The following is a 4,177-nucleotide window of genomic DNA, read 5'->3' as shown; positions in this document are numbered from 1 at the left end:
TGGAACGAGCGCGCACGCCGTTTGATCATGCACCATGATCGCCTGCTGTGCGTGTCCGAAGCCTGGGTCTGGCTCACTGAGGCGCGGATCCTTCTACGACGCATGACGACAACGACTTAATTTTGTCTATACCCTCTTAGCAGCCATGGCTGAAGCCATGGACTCCAGGCGCGCAGAGCCTGGGGCCACACGATAAACTTGCGTGGTTGCTCGCAAGTGGACGACATCCCGCTGGGGGTCAACTGGCGGGACTGGCTCGACCAACAGGTCCGCAGCTCAGACGTGGTGCTGGCCGTGATCGGCCGGGACTGGCTGCGCGCCGCCGACGCGGCCTCGGGCCGCCGCCTGGACGCCCCGCGCGACTATGTCCGCACCGAGATCGAGATTGCGCTCGCGCGCGGCATCCCCCTGGTCCCGGTGCTGCTGGAGGGCGTAGCGATGCCGCTGGAGCCGGACCTGCCCGACAGCATCAAGGCGCTCGCCGATCGCCAGGCCACCACGGTGCACGCGGCCGGCGCCCATTTCCGCGGCCACATGGACCGACTGATCCGCGGCATCGAACGGCTGGCCGAGCACCCGCGCCCAGCGGCCGCCCCCCGTAGGGTCCGCTGCGCGGACCAGCGATCCCGTGTCAGCCGCCGACAACGTCTGGGAGTGGTGTCTTAATGAAATTAAGGACTCCACGCGCATCCAACTCGGCGGCACCGGATCGCAGGTGGTGCGCGGCGGCTCTTGGGACCAAAACCGGTACCTCGCGCGCGCCCTACCGCAGCGTCATCGATCCGCACGACTGCGGCGTCAACCGAAGGACTTCGCCGGGCTTGAGTCGCTGGCCGCGGATGCGCCGGAGCGTTTCCACGCCGGGGTCCTGCTCTACACCGGCGAGCGTGCGCTCTGTTTCAGCGAGCGACTCTGGGCGATCCCGGTGTGGGACCTGTGGCAGGGTCCGCCGGACGTCAATACCTAGCGCCCGTCGGCACCGCGTCGCGTGCTGAGTGCGGCGAGGAAGCCCAGGCAGCCGATCAGCATGACCCCCATGGCGCCCAGCAGGACGGTGCCGGTGGAGAAACTGCCGAGCCAGTAGTAACCGGCGATTCGGGCCGCCCCGGCCACGAGGGTGAGCAGGACCCCGGCGGCGCCCGCCAGCCATCCGATCGTCAACAGGATGCGTGTCATTTCTTATTCCTCGCAAGGTTAAGCGTCTGGGTTGTCGTTGGCTCCCGCGGGTCTGTCTGGCCCGTGAACGCCACCCTTATTCTTCTCCCCCCCGGCTGGTGTGTAAAGCGCGATTGTATCACTCGCCCCGGCCCGCGGCGGCGGCGTGCGCCAGCATTTCGCTTGCGTGTTCGCGTGTGCGCCGCGTGATCTCGGTGCCGCCCAACATGCGGGCGATCTCTTCGCGCCGGGTGTCGCCGTCCAGAGGGTCGATGCGGGTGTGGGTCTCGCCGTCCAGGGTCTCCTTGCGGACCCGCAACTGGTGATGGGCCTGGGCGGCGACCTGGGGCAGGTGGGTGACGCACAGGACCTGGCGCGCCTCGCCCAGGCGGCGCAACAGACGCCCGACGATCTCGGCCACGCCGCCGCCGATGCCGACGTCGACCTCGTCGAAGACCAGGGTGGGGACGGCCCCGACCTCGGCGGTGGCGACCTGGATACCGAGACTGATGCGCGAGAGTTCGCCCCCGGAGGCGACCCGCGCCAGGGATTGCAGGGGCTGCCCGGGGTTGGCGCTGACCAGGAAGGCGACGCGCTCGCACCCGCCGGCCCCGGCGGCGGTGAGCCCCAGGGATTCCAATTGCACGGCAAAGCGCCCGCCGGCCATGCCGAGGTCTTGCATGGCCGCCGTGACGGTCGCGCCCAGGCGGGTGGCGGCGGCGGCGCGGGCGGTGGTGAGCCCGAGCGCCTGGGCGCTGAATCCGGCCCAGGCGGTGTCGCGGTGCTCGCGCAGCGCCTCCAGGCCCTGGTCGGCGTCGTCGAGCGACTGGAGCTCGGCCCGGCGGGTCTGAAGCAGTTCCGGCAACTGGGCGGCAAAGCAGCGGTATTTGCGCGCCAGGTCGTGGACCTGGGCGAGCCGACTCTCCACCGTCGCCAGCGCGGCCGGGTCCAGATCCAGGCCGTCCAGATAGTGGCGCAGCCCGGAGGCGGCCTCGTGGGCGTGGATGGCGGCGGTCTCCAGCAACTCGCGGGTCGGCGCCAGGCTGGGGTCGACTGACTCCAGGTCGGCAAGCTCGGTCCCGGCGGTGCGCAACTGGTCCTCGATGGCGGGTTCGGACTCGGCGAGCAGCACCAGCACGCGCCCGGCCGTCTCCTGCAGGCGGCCCAGATTGCTCAGGCGCCGCTGCTCCTGGTCCAGGGTGGGCAGTTCCTCGGGGGTGAGGGCCAGCGCGGACAATTCCTCGACCTGGAAGCGCAGCAGGTCCCGGCGCTCGGCGCGTTCGGTGCCGGCGTTCTCAAGCTCGGTGAGCCGCCGGTCCAGGGTCCGGAACTCGCGCCAGGCGCCCGCCACCGCGGCGGCCAGGGCGCCGTGACCGCCGTAGGCGTCCAGCAGGTCGCGCTGGTCATTGGGGCGCAACAGGGACTGGTGGGCGTGCTGGCCGTGGATGTCAACCAGCAGGTCGCCCAAGTCCTTGAGCTGGCTGCCGCTGGCCGGGCGGCCGTTGATGAAGGCGCGGGAGCGGCCGGCGCGCACGATGAGGCGGCGCACGATGCACTCGCCGTCGTCGTCCAGGGCCTGCGCGGCCAGCCAGGCGCGGGCGCCGGGGCACTGGGTCAGGTCGAAACTGGCGACCACCTCGGCGCGCTCCCGGCCGACGCGGATGGTGTCGGCATCGGTCTTGTCCCCCAGGGCGAGCCCCAAGGCATCGACCAGGATGGACTTGCCGGCCCCGGTCTCGCCGGTCAGGGCGCTCAAGCCGCGTGAAAAATCGAGTTCCAGGCGGCTGACGATCGCCAGGTCTTGAATGAGGATGTGGGTCAGCACGGCGAGGTCACCTGGGTGTGGGTGCCCCAACCGAGCTTGGCGCGGAGGATCTGGTAGTGATCGTGACCCTTGGGGTGGATCAGGCAGGCGCGGTCCGGGTGGCGGCAGATGCGCACCAGGGCCTCCGAGGGGAGCGGGACCTCGGTCTGACCGTCGCAGGTCATCCGTGCCTGGCCGACGTCATGGCCGCAGACCTTGATCTCGATGCAACTGCCGCCCGGCACCACCAGGGGACGGTTGCTGAGGTCATGCGGGCAGATGGATACCAGCAGGATGGCGTCCAGGGCGGGGTCCACCAGGGGGCCGCCGCCGGACAGGGCGTAGGCGGTGGAGCCGGTCGGGGTGGCGACGATCAGTCCGTCCGAGCGCTGGGCGCTGACGAAGACCCCGTCGATCAAGGTATCGAACTGGATCATGCGGGCCGTGTTCCACTTATGAATCACCACGTCGTTCAGGGCCGCATAGGCGCGCCCCTCGGTCGGATCACCCAGGACCGCGGCGGTGAGCAGGGCGCGGCGGTCGGTCTCGTATTCGCCCTCCAGGATGGCGTCCAGGACCGACTCCATCTCGCTCGGGGAGACGTCGACCAGGAAGCCGAGCCGCCCGACGTTGATCCCCAGGAGCGGCACCCGGCTCCCGGCCAGGGCGCGGCCGGCGTGCAGCAGGGTGCCGTCGCCCCCGACCACCACCACCAGGTCACAGCGCGCCCCCAGCACGGCCACCGGCAGGCCGTCCGCGGTCTTGAGGCCGAGCTCGCGGGCGCTCTCGCCGTCCAGCAGGACCTGGCAGGAGCGGCGGCGCAGATGCTTGATCAGCCGCCGCAGGATCGACTCGACCTCGGGCGTGCCGCTCTGCCTGCCGATGATGCCGACGGTACGAAATTGCGGCATGGGATTGGGGGGTCCGTGCTGGAGGGTTCGGGCGCTGGTGGTTTCGGGCGGGTAAGCCCGAACGGTAGCATGGGCCGGCAGGCGCGCCAATAGGCGGGAGCGCCGGGCGCCGGCCCGGAGGCGGGCGGCCTGCCGGGTGAGCCGGGCCTTGGTGCTCGCCGGGACCCCAGGGCTGGATGGCCGGTGCGCCGGGGGCCGAGCCGGTCGGCGTACCCTACAGCTACAGCTACCGGACGTTCTCACGGACCGGGCGTCGTTGTCGTTGTCGTTGTCGTTGTCGTAATCGTGGTCGGATGATTCGACAACG

5 protein-coding genes and 1 pseudogene are annotated in these 4,177 nt (G+C 70.5%); 3 read left to right on the top strand and 3 right to left on the bottom strand.

Translation table 11 applies throughout. From position 1 onward, the window contains the following. From QZY48_RS30260 to QZY48_RS30250, 3 genes and pseudogenes are all read left to right on the top strand, one after another. Nucleotides 1–120, top strand: a pseudogene (locus tag QZY48_RS30260) (IS5/IS1182 family transposase); the annotation flags it as partial. A gap of 96 nt (nucleotides 121–216) precedes the next feature. Next, nucleotides 217–666, top strand: a complete 450-nt coding sequence (locus tag QZY48_RS30255) for a toll/interleukin-1 receptor domain-containing protein (protein WP_295437605.1) — start codon at nucleotides 217–219, stop codon at nucleotides 664–666. Further along, nucleotides 629–967, top strand: a complete 339-nt coding sequence (locus QZY48_RS30250; RefSeq protein ID WP_295437604.1) for a hypothetical protein — start codon at nucleotides 629–631, stop codon at nucleotides 965–967. Before QZY48_RS30255 ends, QZY48_RS30250 begins: the two co-directional genes overlap by 38 nt. Here the strand turns inward: QZY48_RS30250 and QZY48_RS30245 are convergent. From QZY48_RS30245 to QZY48_RS30235, 3 genes are all read right to left on the bottom strand, one after another. Continuing rightward, a complete protein-coding gene (locus QZY48_RS30245; protein WP_295437602.1) occupies nucleotides 964–1,176 on the bottom strand; it encodes a hypothetical protein in 213 nt (70 codons plus the stop codon). The genes QZY48_RS30250 and QZY48_RS30245 overlap by 4 nt on opposite strands. Nucleotides 1,177–1,294: 118 nt before the next feature. Further along, nucleotides 1,295–2,980 carry a DNA repair protein RecN gene (gene recN / locus QZY48_RS30240; protein WP_295437601.1) on the bottom strand — a complete coding sequence of 562 codons (1,686 nt, stop codon included), beginning with the start codon at nucleotides 2,978–2,980 and terminating at the stop codon, nucleotides 1,295–1,297. Next, nucleotides 2,974–4,177: NAD(+) kinase (locus QZY48_RS30235; protein WP_366929813.1), on the bottom strand; the 1,204-nt coding region annotated here is incomplete at its 5' end. The genes QZY48_RS30235 and recN, both read right to left, overlap by 7 nt.

The organism is uncultured Thiodictyon sp. (assembly GCF_903828115.1).
Lineage (GTDB): Bacteria > Pseudomonadota > Gammaproteobacteria > Chromatiales > Chromatiaceae > Thiodictyon.
Note: the sequence above shows the minus strand (reverse complement) of the source record. Positions and strands in the feature narration are given on the sequence as shown.